We start from the raw sequence: 18,482 nt of genomic DNA on the forward strand, positions 1-18,482 counted from the left end.
AATTTTGAGCAGGTTTTCTCTCGCGGATTTTGCCACATTTGGCAAGAAAAAATATTTCATAAAATTTAATATAAAATTGCACTTAAAGTGCATTTGACAATTACTATTTCATGGACAATATCTACGAGGACCTTGCTGTATACATATAACTGTAATGCGTGAATCAGAGAATCTTAGTACGTCATGGAGTTAACCGAGATTTAGCATCATTGCTAATTGTAAGATATAAAGCGTTGTCTCGATTACTTCAAACAACATCCCATTTCTAACCTTTTAACCTCTCTCCAAAACTGGTGAGGGCGATTTATCTAATTGTGGAACTATGTGTGAATTATTTGGAATATCCAGTTCGATTCCCGTTGCTATTAAGTATTCTTTACACGAATTTGCTAAACATGGTGGTCAAATCCACCAGAATAAGTCTGGTTGGGGGATTGCCTATCATGAGGGTAAAGAAGCAATTCTGTTTAAGGAATCTGTTCCAGCGAGTGATAGTCCTTTGGTACGTTTTATAGAATCCCATCCCCTCACAACTACCTGTGCTATCGCCCATGTGCGCTATGCCACTGCGGGGTCTCCCAGTTTTGCCAATACCCATCCCTTTATTCGGGAATTAGGCGGTCAGCGTCATATATTTGCCCATAACGGGAGTTTAAAAGAGATATGGCAAGAGATGACTTTGTCTAAGGGTAATTTTCAACCTATTGGGGAAACAGATTCAGAATATGCCTTTTGTCTTTTACTGGAACGTTTGCAACCATTATGGCAAAATAGGAAAAAACCGCCATCATTAGAGGAAAGACTCGATATAATCTCTCAATTTGCTCAGGAATTGCGGTTGTATGGTCAAGCAAATTTTCTCTATTCCGATGGGGAAACCCTATTTGTTCATGCCCACCGTCGATGTTGGGAAGAAAAAGGAGGTTTCAGTCAGCCGCGACCACCTGGATTGAGTATTATATCTTTTGATGGTACTGAACTATCGACTATGGGTTTACATATTCAAGGTCTGGAAAAAGATACAAGAATGACCCTTGTAGCCAGTGTACCTCTTAGTGCTGAAGGATGGGATCCTTTACCTGAAGGTACAGTTTTAGCCTTAGATCGTGGGTCAAAGATAGAGTAGCTAACAAAACGGAGTAATTCCTAAGGAAAAGTAATAATTACTTCGTACCTCTTATTTGAAAGCTAAACCATTTTATAATCAAACTCAAAATCTCTATTTTTTTCTCTTCGGGAAAAATTAATATAATACCAATAACTAGAAGATGAAAACACATTCTTACTGGCTTGATACTGTTAAAAATCCTATATCAACACCAGAAACTCAACTTCCACAACAAACAGAATTAGTAATTGTTGGTGCAGGAATTACGGGGCTTACTACAGCAATTTTCACTGCCAAAGCAGGGATTAATGTCACTATCATCGAAAAAAATCAAGTGGGATATGGAGCAAGTACCCGTAATGGTGGACAAACCCTTGCGGGGCTAAAATTATCTCCCAATACTTTATTAAAAAAATATGGTAAGGAAAAAGCCATTGCTTTTTACTCTGAAACCTTAAAAGCGATTGATGGTTTAGAACAATTTTTGAAACAACATCATATTCACTGTGATTTTTATCGTGCAGGGGGATTGTGGGCTGCTTGTAACCCGAATCATTATCAAAACTTTGTCAAAGCACAAAATATTTTAAAAGATTGCTTTGAACATGATACTTTGTTAATTCAACCGTCCGATCTAAGTCAAGAATTAGAAACAGATTATTATCATGGGGGATTATTAGATCCTTTGAGTGGGGGACTTAATCCTGCTAAATATGTACAAGGATTAATGAAAGTAGCTTTAGACGCAGGAGTAAAAATAGTAGAAAAAACCGAAGTAATTTCAATTTCTCGCCCAACAAGTTCCTTTGTTGTAGAAACTTCTCAGGGTCAGGTTTACACAGAGAAAATAGCCCTGGCAACAAACGGTTATACTCCTGACTTTCCATCGGAAATTCGCCGTCGTATTATCCCTATTGGCAGTTATATTATTGCGACAGAACAACTAGATGAAAATCAAGCTAAGAAATTAATTCCCCATAACCGTTTAGTATTTGATTCAAAAAAATATCTTCATTATTTTCGAGTATACGATCGCCGTTTGATTTTTGGAGGAAGAGCCAGTTATGTCGAAATAGATCCCTTACTTTCAGCAAAACGCATGATTACTGAAATGCAAAGTATTTTTCCCCAATTAAAGAAAATAGCAATTGAATATTCTTGGGTCGGATATGTGGGATTTACCTTTGATCAAATGCCTCATCTAGGTCAAATAGGTGATATTTACTACAGTATGGGTTATTGCGGTCATGGTGTCGCCAACGCTTTTCATTTTGGACGCAATTTAGCTGATTTAATCTTAGAAAAGCCCTGTAATTTCCCGTTTCTTAATCTAAAAAATCCTACCAATTTTTTATATCATAAAGACCCTTGGTTTTTACCATTTATGGGGGTTTTATATAAGCTCAAAGACTCACTAAATTCATAGGATATTTCCCTGTACTAATAGATTATGTGCTTAAATATGGTTAATCACAATAAGACTGTGCCAAAATTCTCATAAATAATAATCTACCTGTTTTTGAAAATATCTGGAATGGTTTTGATGTAACAATAGAAGAGCAAATGTAATTTAATCCTAATTATAGATAAAAATGCAAATAATTAATAATATTAAATCAAATAAAAAAAATGATTTTTTTTTATTTAGACTTTTTTTCTGCTTAATTTTATCATTTTCATTAACTTCCTCACCTGTTAAAGCAGCAGAAAAAATATATATTTTGTATGGACCAATTAATATATCCGTTAAGGTAAGCTCTTTAACTTTATTTGCCGAATCGGGGGTCATCAATCGGGAACTTGAATATTATTTTAAGTTTATTGGTATGAATGAAGAACAGAAAGCAAAATTCAAAAACCTTTTAGCAAGAAAAATAAATATTAATCCCATTGAGCTGTCTAGAGTCTTAAATACACCAAAAGGGGAAGAAGTTTTAGAAAAGCTAGGAGAAATAATTTCTATTCCAGGCGGAAGTAATGGAAAATACGTTTTGCGTGGGGCTGTTGTACAAGCTGCCTTAGAGGAAGAAAATGGCTTAAACTTGATTACAGTATTACGTTATTTGGCCACTGATGTGGAAATAGATTTTAAAGATGTTGAACAAATTCTTAAATAGCACCATGTCTTACTTTCTCGTTTCTCCCTATCGATAAAGAGTTTCAGAAAGTTTATGGGCCAAATCTGCCTAAATACTAGTGTTTGATAACAGAGGATTTAAGCAATGTATGTCAAAGTTAGCAGAATAAATAAAATTGTAGGTAAAAAAGGAGCAAATTAGTTGAATAATATCACTAGTCAACCTTTAGTTGAGTTGAAAAATGTTTCTAAAGCATTTGGTCCTAAGGTAATTTTAGAAAATGCCAATCTAGAAATTCATGCAGGAGAAGCTGTAGGAGTAATTGGACCTTCTGGTACAGGCAAATCAACTATCCTCAGACTGATTGCGGGTTTAATAGCCCCGGATTCTGGAGATGTCTATATTCGTGGAGAAAAACGTTTAGGAACTATTAATCAAGGAGAAGATACTTTGGGAGTAAGTGTTGTATTTCAAGACTCAGCTTTGTTTGATTCTCTCACTGTGGAAGAAAATATTAGCTTTGCGTTATCTAGACAAGGAAAATTATCTCCTTCAGAAATAGAAGAACTAGTAGAAAAAGCATTAAACAAAATTGGTTTACCTGGTATTGGTAAACGTTATCCTTCAGAACTTTCTGGAGGAATGCGTAAAAGAGTTGGTGCGGCTAGAGCAATCTTCGCTAATATGCATCGCAAGAAAACTGACCATACTCAAAAAATTATAATGTACGATGAGCCAACTGCGGGATTGGACCCTATTGCCTCTACTCGTCTCGAAAATATTATGCGGGATTTTTTAGGACTTGAGGAAATTTGTGACGCATATCTTGTAGTTACTCACCAAGATAGTACGATACGAAGAGCCACTGACCGAATTATTTTTCTATACGATGGTAAAATTCAATGGGACGGAGCAACCAAAGAAGCCTACGAATCTGAAAACCCTGTACTTAAACAGTTTTTTCATGGTGACATTGAAGGACCAATTCCCTAAAATCTAAGTAACTAACGTAACTAACAAAGATAAAAAAATGCAAAATACTAGTGGTGAGAGGAGAAGATTATCTCCCTTTATGTTTCAAAGCAGTGTAGGATTAACTATTTTGGTATCTTTTGGTTTATTAGCTGCTTTGATTATGTGGCTTACGAATTTTACTTTTAGGGGTCGTAGCTATCGTGCTACTTTAGTTTTTCCTAATGCTGCTGGTATGACAGTAGGTACAAGAGTAGACTATCGAGGAGTCAAAGTTGGACAAGTGGTCTCGGTTGAAGCTGAACCTGAGGGAGTAGCCTTAGAGGTAGAAATTAGACCGGCAGATCGCCTAATTCCTGCTAATTCTCTAATTGAAGCAACTCAAGCGGGGTTAGTGGGGGAAACTTCTATCGATATTACTCCACTACAACCTTTACCAGCAGAGGGAGTAAAGGCTATGCCTCTGGACTCAGATTGTGATCCTACAATTATTATTTGTAATCAATCTCGCCTACAAGGAGAAGGGAAACTAGATGTTAATACTTTGATTCGCTCTTTGGTACGCATTTCTAATATTATCAGTGAACCGAAAGTTACTGCATCTGTTCGTACCCTGTTCCAAAAAAGTTCTGTAGCTTTAGATGACTTTAATGATCTCAGTAAAAAACTGGATTTGTTGTTAGAACAGTTAGAAGCGGAGAAGACTGTTAGTAATTTCAATTCTACTCTAGAGTCATTAGATAGTTTTAGTGAGCGAGCAGATGGTTTATTAGCAGAAGCAGAAGCTCAAAAGACAATTGAGCAACTGAATGCTACTTTAAATTCTTTAGAACAGGCTAGTGAACAAATTAAAGAATTTATGGTGGTTAATCAAGACCAAATCACAACAACTGTCACTAGTCTTGGACAAGCTAGTGATGAACTCGCAGTAACCCTAGAACGATTAAATCCTTTAATCACTGAATTATCGGACAGTCAATTTATAGATAATTTGGATACCATATCTACTAATGCGGTGGAATTAACTGCTAATCTAAAAGACTTTTCAGCTGAGATCAATGACCCTCAAACTATCAATAAATTAAAAGAACTACTCGATTCAACTAGTTTAGCCCTGGAGAATATCAACACTCTTACTGATAATTTAGATGAAGTAATTGGCGATCCTGAGTTGAGAAATGATCTAATTGAGCTGATTCGAGGATTAAGTCAGTTATTTTCTTATACTGAACAACTAGAACAGCAAATAAATTATGCTAATCTACTAAATCAAATTGTTTTAGAAATCGATGATTATCAATTGCCTGATTAATCAATAACTGTTAACAAAATCTTAGTTCAGGTGGCGCTAAGCTGAATAACTTATGAAATTTAATTGTTTTTTCTTTAGATGGTTGACAATATTAACACTTGGAGTTTTACTGAATGGGTGCGATTCTCCCCTATCACCAAAATTATCCACTCAACCACAAGAGAGAATTTCTCAGTCTAACTCTCAATCAAATTCTTGGCAAAGTCTGAAGCTTATTCACACATTATCTTTAGATAATAGCTCTACATACTCAATCACTATTTCTCCTGATAATAAAATTTTAGCGGCGGGTAGTTTTGACGGAACCCTTAAATTTTGGGAACTACAAACTGGTAAATTAATAACAATTATTGACTTAAACTCTACTGTTGTCTCAATTGCTTTTAGTCCTGATGGTCAAACTTTAGCTACTGGGGATGGCAATGGAAACATTGCCCTATGGGAAACTGAGACTGGAAAAAATTTGAAAACTTGGAGAGGACATGAATTATCTATATCCTCCATAGCATTCAGACCTGATGGTCAAATGATTGCCAGTGGTAGTTGGGATGAAACTATTAAACTTTGGAATCTAAAAAACGGACAACTTGTAAATACTCTATCAGATCATCAAGATATTATAACTACATTGACTTTCAGTGCTGATAGCCAAACTCTCGCTAGTGCTAGTTATGATGGTGAACTGAAACTATCGAGAGTTAAAACCGGCGAATTACAAAAAGGGTTAGCAGGTCATGCTTCTCCTATTTATAAAGTTATTTTGAGCTCTAATGGAGAGGTTATGTTAACTAGTAGCAAAAATGGCAAAATAAAAAGCTGGGATGTAAGTACAGGATTAATTAACTATACTTTACAAGCACATTTAGATGCAGTTACAGATATAGCTATTACTGCTGATAATCAAGTTCTAATTAGTACAGGTATAGACAATCAAATTAAATTTTGGGATGTAAAAAGTGGATTACTACTGAAAACTCTAAACAGTAATTTAGCTACAGTATTAGTCCTTTCTCCTAATAACGAATTTCTAGTTATTGGATCCCAAGACAGCAAAGTTACTGTCTGGCAAAACTTAAATTATTTGGAAAGTAAACTACCACCTGCTCCTGTTCCTTGAAAAATAATCCAGGTTAATAGAAAATCAGAGATAAAAATAGCCAATAGAGAAGTAACAACAGCAGCCGTAGTAGATTTTCCTACTCCTTTAGCTCCTCCTGTAGTAGTTAAACCCCAATTACAACCAATGATAGCAATTAAAGCTCCAAATACCAAACCTTTAATCGGTCCAGTCAAGACATCTTTTAGACTTAAAAAAGATTGAATCGAGTCAAGAAAAACACTACTAGCAATACCATAAACTCCTTGAGCTATAATTAATCCGCCGGTTAAGCCTGTGAATAAAGCTAAAATGGTTAACATCGGCAACATGATACAACAAGCGAGAAATCTTGGCACCACTAAGTATTCTACAGGATCGGTTTTGAGCATATAGAGAGCGTCTATTTGCTCTGTAACTTGCATAGTACCAATTTCAGCGGCAAAGGCTGAGCCAACTCGACCCGCAATTACCACAGCAGCCATAATTGGACAAAGTTCTCTAGCTAGAGCGATCGCTAAAATTCCTCCTACAGTACTAGCCGCCCCCAAGGCTAAAAATTCTCTAGCGACTTGAATTGTAAAAATCATGCCAATAACTGCGGCAGTAATTAAGTTAATAACTAGAGAAGCAGGTCCAACTTCTTTCATTTGTTCTACAGTAGTTTGCCAATCTATAGGACGAGTAAAAGTGTTAAAAATAATTCGTCCTGTCAGTAAAATTCCTAACCAAACTCTTTGAACCCATTTTTCCAGAGATATATTAGTAAAAAATGTTCTTGTAATCATTTTTCTTTTTGTTTTTTTTCAACTAAGTATTCTTGACGTTGCCGATTTTCATTTTGATTTAGAATAGCATAGTTCAGATAACTGCTAAAGCGTGATTGGGGAATCAAAAGAAATGACAGGTTCATTGGCTGTAAAGTTAATTCCATAAGTCCCGAGTTCCTGGGATAATTCTGTTGCCGCTATCTTTACTATTCGCCTTCGCAGCTCTATCGAACTTTCAGTGGAACCGAGAATAAAAAAGTTTATCCTGGCGCGGATGACTTTCCGGTCAGGGTGCTGTAAAAAGGCAATATGCGAAGTGTCTGGCTCAATGCTCAGAAATTTATTGATATATTTGGTGATGATTTGCCTAACGAGGGATTTTTCATACTCGTCTAACAACTGCTCAAAATCTAGGTAAACCAAGATCATCACCTTTTTACCCCGAGTCACATTTTCGATTTCCCAATCCGCCATTTTCGAGTTCGGTACGATCAAGAGAGTGTTTTTGGCAATAATCCGAATTTTTGTAGAGCGCAAACCAATAGATTCAACGCGACCAAAGGTCTTGTCTGGGAGGCGAATGTATTCACCCCGAATAAAAGGTTTGTCTAGAAACAAGATAACTGTTCCAAAAAGTTGTTGTAAGGTATTTTGAGCGGCAAAACCGAAGGCTATCCCGCTAATGGAAACGCCAGTTAACAACCCTGCCAAGGGAAATCCGTGTTGGTAAGCAAAAACGGTGAGGGCACTTAACCCAACAATGAGATTAAAAATGGTTTCAATGGCTAGGAGAATTTCTGTCGCATCTCCTCCAATCTTTTCCAATAAACTAACCCCATATATTTTAGTAAATTGCCCGAATAAGAAACAAAGAATCCAAATAGCCAAAATTGTAAAGGCAAACTCTACCCAAAAATCAAGCCAACCAGGTAAATCCTCATAATTACCCAGCCAATACCAAGAAAGGTAAAGAAAAATCCCAGTCCCCATGCGGTTGATTTGATTTTTAATCGGCTCAATCCAATTTTGATAGATTTTTTGCTGTTGCTGGCGCGAAAAAAGGAATAAAAGCAATTGAATCAATTTTGCAGTATGTTGCCCGATTGAAATTGAAAATATGATAAATATCAAGAAAATAGCAAAGTGAGAAAGGTGAGAATTAGTGAGGAATCGGTATACCTGAAGGATTGGATTCATTGACTTTGGAGAAAAATTGAGAGACTATATGGAAATCTGTGAATCTATCAAAATTTGGTCTACTATTTCATAATCAATTCCATGATCGAGTAATTTCTGGCGTATATTTTCTCCAATTATGTGAATTATTTGGAGACGAAATTCTTCTGATGCTTCACCAGCTAAAGGCATCAAAAATTTTACTTGACCTTGAGTAATCTTTTTGTTTCCTTTATTGATAATATCTGTAAAGTTAACATTTATGTTGCGAGAATCTACTTCGCGCTTGATACCAGAATCTAAGATTAACTGACGAATAAAAGCTTTTTGGGCTTCGAGAAGAGGTTCAGAAAAATTTATCGTAATAAGACTAATTAATTTGCTGGCATCTGTGAAATTTTCAATGTTTATCCCAGTCAAATAGTTATTAGGAACTATCATCAAAGTACCCTTACCGGAGATGCGAATTTTTGTGGAACGCAAGCCCATCGATTCGACTCTCCCAAATGTTCCATCAGGCAGTCCAATATAATCATCTACTAAAAAGGGGCGATCAATATAGAGAACAATTCCTCCAAGTAACTGTTCCAATGTCTTTTGGGCAGCAAAAGCGATCGCCACTCCACCTATTCCTAAACTGGCTATCAAGCCAAAGATATTAATTTCATGAGTTTCAGAAAAAACGGTAATAATAATAAATAGAAATAGAGAAAAAGTTGCCCACTTAGCGAAAATTAATAAATCCTCATTTAACTTGCGCCCCCCTAGAGTGAGCTTAGTAATATAAATTTCAAAGAGACGCTTAAATAACTGATAGCCTAGCCAAATCATGACCAGAGCTGTAGTTATACCAATTGGGAATTCAATGATATCAATTGAGTCTATTTCAGGGACAAAGCGTCCTGTTATTAATAATATTACATCGGCGCTCAAGAGGAGGGCGATGGATTGCAATAAATCGTTATTAGGTTCTACTATCCTTTGCAATACTTCTTGACTGTCAGAGGAAATTGCTCTCTCCCGAATTTTTAGTAGTAAAGCAATCAGTCCAGGCAAGGCAATAATAACGAGTATCACAGCGAATACTAGTAAAATTACTCGCAAATTTATCGGTAAATTTTGTGCAATTAACATAATTTAGGGAAGGTTTGGAATTAGTCATGAATCGATTAATACTTTTGAATTTTAATGGGAACTATTTTTAGATTAAATTGCATTGGGATGGAACTATTGGCATTATAAGTTAATAGACAAGTCGATGCCATAGATAACAAAAGAAATTAGCCAAGTTTTGGTCCCAAAAGCAATGAACAAAACTTATCTGAGTCTTTGTTCTAAATCAGGAAATTGCTTAAGCTGTTTATATAAATTAGCTCGTAAAAAATTATTGACTTGGCGACTAAATTCTTCACTAGAATCAGCAGTAATTAAGAAAGCTTTAAACCTTTGATTTTGACTTAAGTAAGCTAGATAAGATGACTGCAAATACACTTCATATTCGGGTTGATTAGCAATATAAACTTCAAGAAAGGGCACCATTACACTCTTGGTATAGTGATGAAGCAATTCAACACTAGGTAAAGTCAGATTCGGCAAGGTCTGATTTAATTTATAAAGACCGCCATCTAGATGGGAAAAATCAACATGACTTTGCCCTTCCTCTAATAATAGGTATTTTTGAGGAGTTTGCAGATAGCGAAAACCACGGGCTTGCTCATAAACAAAAGGAGTTGCCGGATCGTAGGTCCCGGCGCCAACAAAGGTCGGTATTTCAATTTTGCCCAAACCCTCGTAACCAAAAATTGAGGCCATTACTGGGTTAAAAATAAAGATTGCTTTAACACGCTCGTCTCGAAAATTATAATCTTGGCGCTCTAATTTTAAAGCTCGACATTGTAGCAATAGGGATGTGTTAAACATTTCTAGAGTTTCTAAAAGGGTACAATCGTTCTCTAGATAGTTAAAATCGATAGTCGCTCCTGCCACTGCTAAAGCAGTATAGCCCCCAAAAGAATGACCAAGAAGACCAATATTATTTAAATCCAGACGATTTTCAAATTCTTTAGAATTACGTCTTTCTAATTCATCAATAACATAGCTAATATCTAAAGGGCGATCAATAAATTCATTGAGGCGAAAAAATTCCTGGGAATAACCTTGTTTCAAGGCTTCAGTCTGTAGTTCATCGCTCCCTGGATGTTGAGGAATAACGACTAGATAACCATAAGAAGCTAGGTGTGAAGCGTATTGATCAAAATCCTCGGGTCGAGAACCTAAACCATGAGAAATAATCGCTACCGGAACTGATTCTCCTCGCCAGGTTTCTGGTTGATAAACATTAACATAGAGGGAGCGATCGCGACTACTATCGGTCAAGTTCCAAGTCTTTTTTTCAAACTTAAAGGGTCCGAATTGACTAATATCTTGTCTTTGACTAAAATCTATTTCAGGATTTTGAGAAGCTTCTTGATCTGAGAGTGTAGCAATCAATTCTGTGTATTTTTCACTCGCTTTAACAACAATTTTAAGATAATCAGCTACAGTCAATAAATTTTCTAAATCAAATTCTATATCTGTGGCTAATTTATCTAAAAAGTTTAAAATTGTTAATCCTTCTGGATCAAAAGCCGCCTGAATCATTGCTCCTCTAATTAAATATTTGCCATTTTCTCCTCCTTCAATTGTGAGAATATCACCAAAATCTTTCAGCAATCTTTCCCCTATATCTGTATTCAGGAGCCTAGATAAAATTACCGGATCAATATCAATGGGACTTACTAAAGCTTTTTTAAATTCAGCTTTTTCGGCTTCGGTAGCATTAATTCTATTCAGATAAAATCCTAAATCTTTGTTAACAGTGCCATCCTCAGCAAAAGTTTTTAAAGACTGAACCCTCAAGGATAGCTTTAAGGGGCTATAAACAAAATAGATTTTTTCTGCCCCAGTCACTGGCAGAGCATTTAAGAGCCAGATTACGCTTACTAGAGTAATTTTTTTGACAAAACCAAAAGACTTTAACATTTTTCATTAAATCGCTATAAAAAACTCACTTTTGTTGATAATTGCTTAAATAGTAACTTCCCTTTCGAGAAAACTAAAAATGCTATAAAAGCATAACTATACTAGGTTTTAGCCGATTTTTTTTAACTTATCTGGACAAAAACCGCGCTCAACCTTTATTTTACGAGACTTTTGCCTTATTAGTTAATGAGCGCCCCTAACTCATATTATTATTACTATCGTCTGGGCGATCGCTCAACAGATAGCAGGAATATTAAGGATTATCTATTGGCACAAAGCGATAACCAAAATTACTATTAGGTGCAAACTCAATCTTAACTAATTGTATGTTTAGATTGCGATCGCCTGAGGGTAAAAAACGAATGTCGTTACCAGCTCCTTGAGCCACAAACTCTGGATTTGAGAGGACTTCTTGTATTCCTGTACGAGTAGGATTTTGCTTAATTGCTGCTATAAGAGCTTGAGTAGCATCATAAGCCATAGCGGTACGCCAGTTAACTTCTGCTTTCCACAATTCATTAGCATTGTGAGTGAATTCGCTATTGATATTAGCTAAAATATGCCAAGGTATTGCTATTACCATCCCTTCTGCATTTTCTTGACCTACTTCTAAGGTAAGAGGTTGATAAACATCATCTCCTCCTAGCATAGGTAAATCTTGCTGATTAAGTTTAACCAGTTCCAAAGTTTGCTCCATAGTAGAAGAATTAGGGACAAAAATTAAAACTTCTGCGCCTTTTTCCTTGGCTTGTTTAAGTACCTCACGAGCATTAAAATTATCGTTAGCCAAATCGACCTCAACAACTACTTCTTTGCCGCTTATCAGTGAAGCAGTATTCACCATCTCTTTTAAAGATGTACTATAGTTACTGGAAGAATTATAAAACACAGCAGCTTTTGTTAATTGAAGCTCTTCTCTCATATATTTAACTAAAGCATGACCACTATAATAATCACTGGGAACTGTGCGAAAAAGATATTCACTTGCTCCTGAGATGTCTACTGAGGTACTTGTGGGAGAAATAACCACTAAATTGTTTTTTTGATAAATATCCTTTGTTGCTAGAGTAACATCGCTGGAATAATGACCTACTATTCCTAAAATATTTTGATCAGAGGCTAAAGCGTCTGCTATTTTGGGACCTAATTCTATATCGGCGTCATCATTAGCAATAATAACTTGTATTCCAATTCCATTAATTCCCCCCTTAAGATTAATTTCATTTTGGGCTTGGGCTACACCTCTTAACATTTCTTGAGCTATATTAACTTCGGTTCCAATGGGTACAACAACGGCAATCCTATAGGATTTATCTGGATTTAACTCACTACTTCTAGCATTATTCAGATAGATTAGAGCTTCTGGATCATTGGGCTCTATTTTAAGTGCTTTGTCTAATAGTATTATTGCCTCTGTATAATTCTTGTCACTCAAGTCTCTTATCCCTGCGTTTTTCAAGGCTTTTATATCTGCTTGTTTATTTGAGGATATATTTTCTTTGATCAGCCATTCTTCTCCATAACTAATATTTGGATTGTCTTTTGTCTCATCTTCTTTTGTCTCATCTTCTTTTGTCTCATCTTCTTTTGTCTCATCTTCTTTTATCTCATCTTCTTCTGTCCCATTAGTAGTAGAGGTAGTAGGAGGTGACGGGTCTGACGATTGGTCGGTTATTTTCAGCAACCACGAAATACCAAAACCCAAAGAAAACAATGTAATAATAAAAACTACTAAAAGAATGAGGAATTCATTTTTTCGAGACATAAATTAATTTGTACTTCAAAGCATAATGAGTAAATTATAAAGAAAAAAATTTGTTAGGTGACAGGAACCTTCTATGTAGGCTGATTAAGTAGTTCTGAATTCTCCAGACTTACCACCAGTTTTCTTAACTAAATGAATACCCCCAATCTCCATAGATTTATCAATAGCCTTAGCCATATCATAAATAGTTAATGCTGCGACAGAAACTGCTGTTAAAGCTTCCATCTCTACCCCAGTTTCCGCTTTAGTTTTAACTGTAGCAGTAATCTGATAGCCGGGAAGTTGCCAATTTAACTGAAAATCTATTTGTATCTTATGTAAGGGTAAGGGGTGACACAGAGGAATTAAATTAGCTGTTTGCTTCGCGGCCATAATCCCTGCTAACTTGGCTGTAGTTAAAACATCTCCTTTGGGGGCATTACCTGCTGCGATCGCCTCTAAAGCCGTCTTAGACATTGTTATTGCTCCCGTGGCGATCGCTTCTCTAATAGTAGCTGATTTAGAGGATACATCCACCATTTGGGCTTCTCCTTGGGAGTTTAGATGAGACAAAGATTGATTTTCACTCACTTTAGTTATCAAAGTATTAAATTTATTTTAATTTTAGAGTAATTTCTCCACAACCAATGTCAAAATTAAGTAGTTGGTGTGAGCTTATCTGCAAATTTGAGCATAAGACTCCCGTTAAATCTCTACCTAGATTAACGGCGGGAGCTGTCAACTAATGCCTTTGCTTAGATAAGATAACAGATAAAGCAAAAAATCTCTATGGAAAACCTCACTCTTGTTGTGTTGAGGAGGGGTATTAAATCCCTCAAATTAAATGAGTATTTTTTGTGGTCTAGTTATGAAGTTTATGTAACTCGACATAGATGATGATGTCGAACCGAATTAATCCCGATGAAAAAAAGAAAATTTTAGTAAATATTAAATCAATCTAGAAAGAGCGAAAATAATGATGAGACTTTGGCAAATTACCTGGGAAAATATTCTAACTTACACTCAAACAAATCCCTTTAAATTAATAGAAGTGCTAATGCTATTTTTAGCTGTGTTTTTACTACTAGTTTGGGGGATAAACGAACAATGGCCATACTTAGTATTAGCTTTAAGTTACGGAATTGGCGCTTCAATCTCTGTACTGGTAAGATCTAATTATCTATCTTATCCCCAAAAAAAACTAAACCAACTAACAGCAATAAGTATTTTGATTCTTTCTATCTTGGCTTTAACTGATGTGATGTTTTATTTGGGGTAAAGGGATGCAGTCTTTTGTACTGATTAGTGATTTAGATAATACTTTAATAGGAGATGATACAGCATTAGCAAGTCTCAATGAGAGATTAAGAGAATATAGACAGGAGATAAAATTAGTATACTCTACGGGGAGATCCCTATATCTATATCAACAGTTAACCACTACCCATAAAATTCTAACTCCTGATGCTTTAATTACCGCTGTGGGAACAGAAATTTATTTTAATCCCAATCAACCCGAAACTGATTCAACCTGGACAAATATTTTGAGTCAAGGTTGGAATCGAGAAGCTGCGGCAGCTATTGGGAGTAAATTCCCTCAGTTAGAAAATCAACCAGAATCAGAACAAAACCCTTTTAAGATTAGTTATTATCTAGATGAAAATCAAGCGCCTGAGATTATCCCTCAACTAGAATCAGCATTAGCTAGTAAAGGTTTAGAGACTAAAATTATATATAGTGCTTCTCAAGATTTAGATATTCTTCCCATCAGGGGTGACAAAGGTTTAGCTTTAGAATATCTTCAGGATAAGTGGCAAGTTAATTCAGATAAAATTGTGGCAGCGGGTGATTCTGGTAATGATATGGCTTTACTGACAGGAGAACATCGGGGTATCTTAGTGGGTAATGCTAAATCAGAATTAAGACAATGGTATCAAAAACAAAATACTCATAATCTCTACCAAGCTAAAGCTAATTATGCTGCTGGTATTTTGGAGGGTTTATTATATTTTGGTTTTTTGCCTTGAGAGTAATATTTATTTATCAAAAAAAAATTGAATATTTTTAGGGCGATCTCCGTTTACCATTAATTCTTTAACTCATTACTTCAAAACTTCAAAACTTCAAGACTTCTTACTTCAAGGCTTCAAAGCTTAGTACTTCAAGACTTCAAGACTTCTTACTCGTTACTCGTTACTCATTACTCATTACTCATAATTCATCCACCACCAGTAACATTATGTAAAGATGCAAGATCTCAGTTATAGCAATACTTGTTGACATGTTTGACATTTTGATCCCCCCTAACCCCCCCCAGCTCAGATCTTGCATCTTTATCAAAAGTTACTGGTTGTGGTTGAGTAATGAGTAATGAGTAATGAGTAATGAGTAAGAGAATTGATGTTAAACCTCTAGGATACAAAGATTATAGAGAATTAACCATAAAGAACATTTTTCCTTAAAAATTAGTACATAAGTTCTGGTGGAAGATATGAGCCAGGGCTGTTTCGTTCTTGACAAAGAAAATGGCGAGGAGAAGCACCGGAGCAGGGAGCTTCTGAGCAGGGAGAGGGGATTTTTTACTAATAATAAATCACCTTTTTTCTAATAATAGCTAAAAAGAGCCTCAACTTTTGTGGTGTCTAGCTTCTAGCTTACGACAAAATTTTAGAATAAAACAGCCCTGCCCTAACCCCCCTTGAAAAACTATGCTTTATAAGGAACTCACCAAATCCTTGTATAGCTCCGGGAGAGGGGGAGCAGGGGAGCTCCGGGAGAGGGGGAGAAATTTTAAGTAAAATTACTTAAGTTGTGGATAAAATGTATATTACTATACATTAATTTCTTAGACAAAATCTCAAAAAGCACTGAATTACAAGTAGCGGCTTTTGTCAAGTTTTATGTTAAGAAAGATGTTTATAAAGGATAGCTTGAAAAAGGGGGGAAAGAGCTTTATTTTGATGTCAAACACCATAATGCGTAGAGCTATAGTTATAGCTCTGCGCGCTAGGCAATAGGCAACAGGCAACAGGCAACAGGAAGTTAAAAGCTTTATGAATAAAGCTTCTGACCATTTTTTTACTCCTGTGAGTTTGTCAATATCTGACTGCTCATTGCTATAAATATGTTCTGTTTAGCCACAACTAATTATAACGAATCGCACTTTGCAGTCCGCCACAGTTAGGTTTCGTTGTCGTATTAGGATGAGAATAAAAAATTAGAATAAGTTTTTATTTGATTATTCAAACAAAACTTGATATGCTATGGGCACCAATTCAGTGTAGGGAGACTTAGTTATATCTACAGGTTGAGCATTTTCTCGCGTTGTGCCAACAACAGCCTGAGATGTGCCTTTATCGATAACTAATACTTTTCCTGAGGGGTTTTTGATTCTCACTTCATTGTCTTGTTCCCAAAAACTACAGTAATAAAGGCTATCGCCATATCTAAATCGGGCTTTTTTAGTTGCACTTTGGGAATTAACCTTTGGTAAACGCACCCCCACTAATTCTAACTCAATGGTTTTTTCTCCCTGCCAGTTATTTTCTGTAATTTTGTAGGCAATATCTAAGTTACTTGGTAAAGGAAAATATTCTCCCCAGCGCCAGGCGATCGCTTTTAACGTGATCCCATTTTTAGACAAAGTTAATTTAAGATGTTTATCCCCAACAATTCCTTGTTGTAATATTTTTACATTCGGTGTCCAAAAAATAGGAAAGGCGTTACCGATTCCCCAGGGATGTAGCTTGTCTATTTCTTGATATAGTGTTTTATTTAACTGATTAAAACTAGCCTCGGCATCTATTTTCACTAAAGGCTTGAGATGTTCTGGTTGTAATAACTGATGGGCAAAATTTGAGAGTTTTTCGGCAAAAGCTGTTAAATTTTCGCTATTTAAACTAAATCCTCCGGCAGCTTTGTGTCCTCCATATTTATTTAAATAATCTTTACTATATTCTAAAGCTTTGACCACATTAAATTCTTCTATACCGCGAGCTGAACCACGAATAACTTTATGGTTATCTTCATAAGTACCTATAAAAACAGGAACGCCATAGCGTTCCACGAGACGAGAAGCCACAATACCAATAACACCATGATGCCAATTATCCTTAACCAGTAACAAAACGCGATTTGACTGCCAAGGAATAGGTGTATTCTCAATCAAAGAAATTGCCTCTGTTTCGATTTGAAGGCACATTTGTTGACGTTGGTGATTAGTTTGTTCACACTGTATTGCCAATGCCAGGGCAACTCCAGAATCTTGAGTTGTGAGTAAATCAATGACGATTTGAGGATTATTAATTCTGCCAATGGCGTTAATTCTTGGTCCTAACCTAAAGCCAATATCTTCTGGTTTGAGTTGTTTTTGAGCATCATTAACTCCCGAAACTTGCATCAGCGCCTGAATGCCAATAACAGTTGATTTTGGCAACAAACCCAAGCCAGTTTTTAGCCAATAACGGTTAACACCAGTCAAGGGAGCTAAATCAGCGATGGTACCAAGAGTATATAATGCTAAAAGTTCCTGCTCTAATTGAGCTGAAGACTTGTCATTACTTACTAAACTCCTAGCCAAAAGATAGGCTACTCCCACACCAGCTAAACCGGAGTAAGAAGAAGTTGGGGGAATTAACTTAGGATTAAGAATAGCATCAGCTACGGGGAGAGTTGGAGGTAATTCGTGATGGTCAGTAATAATTACTTTTACTCCCAACTCCTTGGCTTTAGCGATGGGTTGATGGGCGCTAATGCCGTTATCTACAGTTAAAATGAGACTAACACCTGCTTGTGCGAGTTTAACTACAATTCTCTCATTAATACCATAACCATCGGTCATGCGTTGGGGAATTTCATAATCTACATCTGCCCCCAGGTATCTTAAAGCACGTAAAAGTAAAGCAGTGCTAGTCATGCCATCGGCATCATAGTCACCACAGATAGCAATTTTAGAGCCTTGAGAAATGGCAGATTGCAGTAAATTCACACTTTTAGTTAAATCAGGGAATTCTTCAGCAGGTGGTGGCAAAGGTCGAGATTGAGGGTATAAGTAAAAGTGTACTTCCTCAAGGGTTCTCAAGCCACGATTAACAATTACGCGAGCAAGTAGAGGGGATAGATGACAATATTGTATTAAAGAATCAACTTGGTTTAATTGTGGGTTAGCTATTTGCCAACGTGCTTGAGGAAGTTTATATTTCATCT

General features: G+C 36.1%; 15 protein-coding genes. 8 read left to right on the forward strand and 7 right to left on the reverse strand.

The features are described from left to right. Nucleotides 1-322 precede the first annotated feature (322 nt). From MW688_RS20955 to MW688_RS20980, 6 genes are all read left to right on the forward strand, one after another. Nucleotides 323-1,126: a class II glutamine amidotransferase gene (locus MW688_RS20955; protein ID WP_486737957.1), complete on the forward strand. Its 804-nt coding sequence runs from the start codon at nt 323-325 to the stop codon at nt 1,124-1,126. Between the two features lie 142 nt (nt 1,127-1,268). Continuing rightward, nucleotides 1,269-2,534, forward strand: coding sequence for an NAD(P)/FAD-dependent oxidoreductase (locus MW688_RS20960; protein WP_486737958.1), 1,266 nt, complete (start codon nt 1,269-1,271; stop codon nt 2,532-2,534). A gap of 166 nt (nt 2,535-2,700) precedes the next feature. Then, nucleotides 2,701-3,225 (forward strand): alpha/beta hydrolase, encoded by a 525-nt coding sequence (locus MW688_RS20965; RefSeq protein ID WP_486737959.1) that lies wholly within the window; start codon nt 2,701-2,703, stop codon nt 3,223-3,225. Between the two features lie 171 nt (nt 3,226-3,396). Continuing rightward, nucleotides 3,397-4,179, forward strand: a complete 783-nt coding sequence (locus MW688_RS20970) for an ABC transporter ATP-binding protein (RefSeq protein WP_486737984.1) — start codon at nt 3,397-3,399, stop codon at nt 4,177-4,179. Between the two features lie 79 nt (nt 4,180-4,258). Continuing rightward, nucleotides 4,259-5,470 (forward strand): MlaD family protein, encoded by a 1,212-nt coding sequence (locus tag MW688_RS20975; protein ID WP_486737960.1) that lies wholly within the window; start codon nt 4,259-4,261, stop codon nt 5,468-5,470. 52 nt (nt 5,471-5,522) lie between these two features. Further along, on the forward strand, nt 5,523-6,587 hold the full coding sequence (locus tag MW688_RS20980; protein ID WP_486737961.1) for a WD40 repeat domain-containing protein: 1,065 nt from the start codon (nt 5,523-5,525) through the stop codon (nt 6,585-6,587). Here MW688_RS20980 and MW688_RS20985 read toward each other — a convergent pair. From MW688_RS20985 to moaC, 6 genes are all read right to left on the reverse strand, one after another. Further along, nucleotides 6,548-7,354: an MlaE family lipid ABC transporter permease subunit gene (locus MW688_RS20985; protein ID WP_486737962.1), complete on the reverse strand. Its 807-nt coding sequence runs from the start codon at nt 7,352-7,354 to the stop codon at nt 6,548-6,550. The two genes, MW688_RS20980 and MW688_RS20985, sit on opposite strands and share 40 nt — an antisense overlap. An 84-nt stretch (nt 7,355-7,438) precedes the next feature. Further along, nucleotides 7,439-8,533 (reverse strand): mechanosensitive ion channel family protein, encoded by a 1,095-nt coding sequence (locus tag MW688_RS20990; protein ID WP_486737963.1) that lies wholly within the window; start codon nt 8,531-8,533, stop codon nt 7,439-7,441. Between the two features lie 24 nt (nt 8,534-8,557). Continuing rightward, complete coding sequence (locus tag MW688_RS20995) at nt 8,558-9,646, reverse strand: mechanosensitive ion channel family protein (protein WP_486737964.1); 1,089 nt, start codon at nt 9,644-9,646, stop codon at nt 8,558-8,560. 183 nt (nt 9,647-9,829) lie between these two features. After that, nucleotides 9,830-11,533 (reverse strand): alpha/beta hydrolase, encoded by a 1,704-nt coding sequence (locus MW688_RS21000; RefSeq protein WP_486737965.1) that lies wholly within the window; start codon nt 11,531-11,533, stop codon nt 9,830-9,832. Nucleotides 11,534-11,786: 253 nt separating this feature from the next. Further along, nucleotides 11,787-13,298: an ABC transporter substrate-binding protein gene (locus MW688_RS21005; protein WP_486737966.1), complete on the reverse strand. Its 1,512-nt coding sequence runs from the start codon at nt 13,296-13,298 to the stop codon at nt 11,787-11,789. 84 nt (nt 13,299-13,382) lie between these two features. After that, a complete protein-coding gene (gene moaC / locus MW688_RS21010; RefSeq protein ID WP_486737985.1) occupies nt 13,383-13,877 on the reverse strand; it encodes a cyclic pyranopterin monophosphate synthase MoaC in 495 nt (164 codons plus the stop codon). Between the two features lie 376 nt (nt 13,878-14,253). On the opposite strand from moaC, the gene MW688_RS21015 reads away from it, so the two are divergent. Then, nucleotides 14,254-14,556: a hypothetical protein gene (locus MW688_RS21015; protein ID WP_486737967.1), complete on the forward strand. Its 303-nt coding sequence runs from the start codon at nt 14,254-14,256 to the stop codon at nt 14,554-14,556. 4 nt (nt 14,557-14,560) lie between these two features. After that, the gene (locus MW688_RS21020; RefSeq protein ID WP_486737968.1) at nt 14,561-15,304 is read left to right on the forward strand and encodes a sucrose-phosphate phosphatase; all 744 of its coding nucleotides are present in this window, start codon (nt 14,561-14,563) and stop codon (nt 15,302-15,304) included. Between the two features lie 1,211 nt (nt 15,305-16,515). Here MW688_RS21020 and recJ read toward each other — a convergent pair. Continuing rightward, complete coding sequence (gene recJ / locus MW688_RS21025; RefSeq protein ID WP_486737969.1) at nt 16,516-18,480, reverse strand: single-stranded-DNA-specific exonuclease RecJ; 1,965 nt, start codon at nt 18,478-18,480, stop codon at nt 16,516-16,518. Nucleotides 18,481-18,482: the final 2 nt, after the last annotated feature.

Source organism: Johannesbaptistia floridana (assembly GCF_057440575.1).

Excerpts from the sequence above, each read along its gene's own strand:
- MW688_RS21020 (WP_486737968.1), top strand. The coding sequence starts at position 14,561 with ATGCAGTCTTTTGTACTGATTAGTGATTTAGATAATACTTTAATAGGA.
- MW688_RS20980 (WP_486737961.1), top strand. The coding sequence starts at position 5,523 with ATGAAATTTAATTGTTTTTTCTTTAGATGGTTGACAATATTAACACTT.
- MW688_RS20960 (WP_486737958.1), top strand. The coding sequence starts at position 1,269 with ATGAAAACACATTCTTACTGGCTTGATACTGTTAAAAATCCTATATCA.
- MW688_RS21000 (WP_486737965.1), bottom strand. The coding sequence starts at position 11,533 with ATGTTAAAGTCTTTTGGTTTTGTCAAAAAAATTACTCTAGTAAGCGTA.
- MW688_RS20990 (WP_486737963.1), bottom strand. The coding sequence starts at position 8,533 with ATGAATCCAATCCTTCAGGTATACCGATTCCTCACTAATTCTCACCTT.
- MW688_RS20975 (WP_486737960.1), top strand. The coding sequence starts at position 4,259 with ATGTTTCAAAGCAGTGTAGGATTAACTATTTTGGTATCTTTTGGTTTA.
- MW688_RS21015 (WP_486737967.1), top strand. The coding sequence starts at position 14,254 with ATGATGAGACTTTGGCAAATTACCTGGGAAAATATTCTAACTTACACT.
- MW688_RS20965 (WP_486737959.1), top strand. The coding sequence starts at position 2,701 with ATGCAAATAATTAATAATATTAAATCAAATAAAAAAAATGATTTTTTT.
- MW688_RS20995 (WP_486737964.1), bottom strand. The coding sequence starts at position 9,646 with ATGTTAATTGCACAAAATTTACCGATAAATTTGCGAGTAATTTTACTA.
- MW688_RS20955 (WP_486737957.1), top strand. The coding sequence starts at position 323 with ATGTGTGAATTATTTGGAATATCCAGTTCGATTCCCGTTGCTATTAAG.
- recJ (WP_486737969.1), bottom strand. The coding sequence starts at position 18,480 with ATGAAATATAAACTTCCTCAAGCACGTTGGCAAATAGCTAACCCACAA.
- MW688_RS20985 (WP_486737962.1), bottom strand. The coding sequence starts at position 7,354 with ATGATTACAAGAACATTTTTTACTAATATATCTCTGGAAAAATGGGTT.
- MW688_RS21005 (WP_486737966.1), bottom strand. The coding sequence starts at position 13,298 with ATGTCTCGAAAAAATGAATTCCTCATTCTTTTAGTAGTTTTTATTATT.